A 3,719-nucleotide genomic window follows, 5' to 3' on the forward strand; every position below is an offset into this window, starting at 1 on the left:
TGTCTGTAAATGGCTTGAAGAAAACACAAAACTAGAAATCAACATACCGCAGGCAGCTTCCACAAACGAGCCGATCCCGCTGTTCACCCACGCCGGCAGCGGTTATCAGTTGTTGGCCAACATTGGGCGACAATTTCAAATTCCCCATTATATGTGGCAGCAAAATACCGATGGTTCCGTCTATATCGGATCTTGGCAGGATAGCGACTACCCCGACAATGAATGGCACATAGATAGCGACAGCACGTTAAGCCAATTTAGCAACGCGATTACTATTCCGGTGAACGCTGCTATTCGTCCCGGTGCGTTGGTGAATGGCAAACGTATCATCAAAGTCAATCTGCAAGGCGACCATTACGAATTGACGTGGGCAGATTTAGACGATGCCGGCAAACCACTACAAAAAAGCCCCGAACGCAGAGCAATCGAAAAAGAGTTTCCGGAACTGGCAGGCGGTTACCATTTGGCACGTTATGCCAAAATTGTTTCGATTGCCGATCCGAGCCAATCCGGCGATATTGCCGACCCATTCCGCCCTAAATATGCAGTCGATGTACAGCTACTTGATGAAAATAATCAAGACGATAAAAGTGTGCCGGTATTTCCTGCCGTGCCGTTGCCGGTTACTAGCACTGCATCACAAGGCGGTGATTTTGCTTTCCCCGAAATTGGCACGATCGTAGAAATCGGTTTCATCAACGGCCGCAGCGACAAGCCCGTTATTCGCAATTTCTACCCGCAAGGCAAAACACTCCCGCAAGTAGGGATTGGTGAAACCTTACGTCAGCAACGGTCCGAAGTATTTGAACGGGTCGATGCCAGCGGCAATAAACGCACGCAGGTGCTAGGTAATATTGATGAAATCACCGCAAGCAATAAGTCAATAGGTGTGGGAGGCAACGCATCTGAAAGTATTAAGGAGCATAAAATTCTTGTCGTTAAAGGCAATATTGATTTTTCAGCCGATGGGCAAGTGATTATTAGCGGACAAAACATATTACTACAAGCTGACACGATTACATTAGACGGTGAAGTAGAAATAACTAAATCATTAAGAGTCGCTCAATCCATTTCCGCATCACAAAGTATTAGCGTTGGATCAGGGTTCTCAGCAACTGGTAGCCAAGTGAGTATAAATGGCTCACTAACCGCATTAACGATGACCGCTGAAAACGTTCAAGCTAATACTATCGCTGGTGGCTCTGTTACTTCTGGCGGCGTTTCTATTGAGCATTCACTAAATCATCTAGCTAATAGTAATAAGAAAATGGTTAGCGAATTAACGAGGATCGTCAATGAAATAAACTCGGCTTTTGACAGTGTCAATAGCAAAATCTATGCTCTTGAAAAAGCCATAGATAATAAGCCGCAAGAAGATACCCCGCAATCTGATGCAATGATCAATGGAGGCAGCTCCGTCAATAAGCCATCAGCCTTGTGATAGATTAACTTTGTCACCATAAAGACTAACCGCCGAGGGATTTCTCTAGGCGGTTTTTCTATACCTAATCCAAATCAACATAAAATTTTTACGTCCACGTCAATGGCACGGAAAAAGCACCGCCTCCCCCTCGGAATTTTTACAAAAAATTGCTCATTTTTCAGTTAAATTACAGTCTAAAACAGTGCTGATACATTGCGGAACAATGGTCTGTTAAGATGATCTATTTTGTAGGAATTTCAGTTAATTTCAGCATTTTTCAGGTTATTTTGATCTAACCTAATACCTAAAATAAAGAAAATTATTATTTTTCAAATGGTTATATAAATAACGTGGCTTTATAATATGAAATTTTCTTACAAAATAAAAAATGACTTCTAAGAAAATCAAACAGCCACAATAGTTATAATGCTTAAAAAATAAAATTTTAAACTATTGATATATAATGATATTTATTGCAAAAACAGACTTTATTAAGAATTTAAGGGAAAAACTTCCCCTTATTCTTGAGGCATGTGAATTTCGGTTTAACTTTGGGACACCAAAAACACAACTAAACACGTTACGCAAATCGGTAGGGCAAGCGGTCGGATTTCTCATACTTTTTGCAAAAATCTAGCTAAGTCTGATAATACAAGGCTTGAGTAAATGAAATTGTTCCGAAAAAATGTGAGATTTCTTGATTTTTTACCTAGATTTATCAAGAAGTTGTAATTTATTTCGGAACAGATTTAAGGTGATTGAATATCGTTACAAGGCTTAAATTAGATTGAATTATAACCTTTATTTTTCTAAGTCATTTTGTTGTTCCCTTTCTTTCCCAAATAGCCACGCTTTAATAGGGTGTCCGTTTTTGAGCATACACTTCTGTAATTTGCGATCAGCGTCTCTTCGGCTGACTTGCCTGTTTTTGCCATAATCTCTATCGTGCTGATGACAGCAATTGTTGATGTCTGACGGGGCAGATTTCCACCCCGTGCAGTAATCGCGTTTGTGTTTAGCCGTTATTTGGTTCTGTCTCTTTGACTTTGCCCCCGCTGAAAAGGTACGGATCAACCCAACCGTAGTATTTTTCCTCCGGTTCAGCATAATCCTGTGGTAACGGTTGGATAAGTTGCTGATAGGCCCAATCCACCACGTTTTCCGCCATTGTCGGGCAGTGATTGAGAGAGAGGGTAATCGGCGAACCGACCGGCTCTTTGCCCGCTTCTTTGGTTTTGCGGGAGATATAGCTCTCAATGGTAACGGACACATATTTATTTTTGTAATCCGCATTGACGGCGGTGATTTCGTGGTATTTCACGTCCGCGCCGGTGTTCGCATCTTCAATGGTTTTTTCAATATATTTAATCGTCATAACAGACTCCTGTTTTGTGGTTAATGATATAAAAAAGACCGCTTGAGAGAGACTGCAAGCGGTCGGTTAAGGTAAAAAATAAACTAAGGAATATTGGCAATATTGATGAGGCAAATAGCGGTCGGTGCAGCTTTGCCTAGTGCGCCGATATTTTCTGTATTTTGATAGTAGTGATCGTCCCCTCTAGCCGAACCTTCATAAACTTTAGCGTGTTCTATCCGAAACGCATTGCCGACACGTTTTACCACATCTCGCCAGTAGGTGATTGTTTTCATTCCGCTGCCATAGGCAATACTCATTCGGTTATTCAGCAAGTTATAGGCAATGTGATGACTGTTAGGTACCTCCCACTGAATATAACCGTTAGGCCCGATGGCAGGTAGATAAAACATACCGGCCGGTTTGACCGGGTAATCGCCAGTACTGAAAAATTTATTGCCCGCCTCATTGATAATTTCAATACCGTATGGGGCTCGGCGGTTTTGGTCTTGACTAAAGACAAACACTTCGACCCGTCCTAAAAAGTACGCCCGATACTGATTGCCGTTTTTAATTAAATAATGCGGCGCCGTGCCTTGATTATCCGAAAGCGGGCGGGCAAAAATTGTCGGCTGTGATGCCGAATGAAAATCAAAATACTCCACACCGTGTCCGTAGGCACGGGTTTCGCCCCGCACCAGAAAATTTAATGCCCGATGGTCTTGTTTGATTTGGAGGTTATCCAGTTGAATACCGTAATCTGCCATTATTTACTCCCTACGGTGATAAGTAAGCCGGAAATATAGCGATTTTCCGCCCGACAAATGAATTTATTGCTTGAGCGTGTCAATGATCTTCCAAAATTGAACCACAAAGATCCTTTAAAAGTGTTCCACTTTTATTATTTCTTAATTACGATGTTTAAATCGATAAGATTCATTA

At 41.7% G+C, this 3,719-nt stretch carries 2 protein-coding genes and 1 pseudogene; 1 reads left to right on the plus strand and 2 read right to left on the minus strand.

Going from position 1 to position 3,719, the window contains the following annotated elements:
* Nucleotides 1–1,441: pseudogene (locus RO21_RS13145) on the plus strand (hypothetical protein); the annotation flags it as partial.
* Nucleotides 1,442–2,438: 997 nt separating this feature from the next.
* Here the strand turns inward: RO21_RS13145 and RO21_RS09735 are convergent.
* Both RO21_RS09735 and RO21_RS09740 read right to left on the minus strand, forming a co-directional pair.
* Nucleotides 2,439–2,798, minus strand: a complete 360-nt coding sequence (locus RO21_RS09735; protein ID WP_241482486.1) for a hypothetical protein — start codon at nt 2,796–2,798, stop codon at nt 2,439–2,441.
* A gap of 83 nt (nt 2,799–2,881) precedes the next feature.
* Nucleotides 2,882–3,544: a hypothetical protein gene (locus RO21_RS09740; protein WP_047977595.1), complete on the minus strand. Its 663-nt coding sequence runs from the start codon at nt 3,542–3,544 to the stop codon at nt 2,882–2,884.
* Nucleotides 3,545–3,719: the final 175 nt, after the last annotated feature.

This window comes from Muribacter muris, from assembly GCF_001038205.1.
Lineage (GTDB): Bacteria > Pseudomonadota > Gammaproteobacteria > Enterobacterales > Pasteurellaceae > Muribacter > Muribacter muris.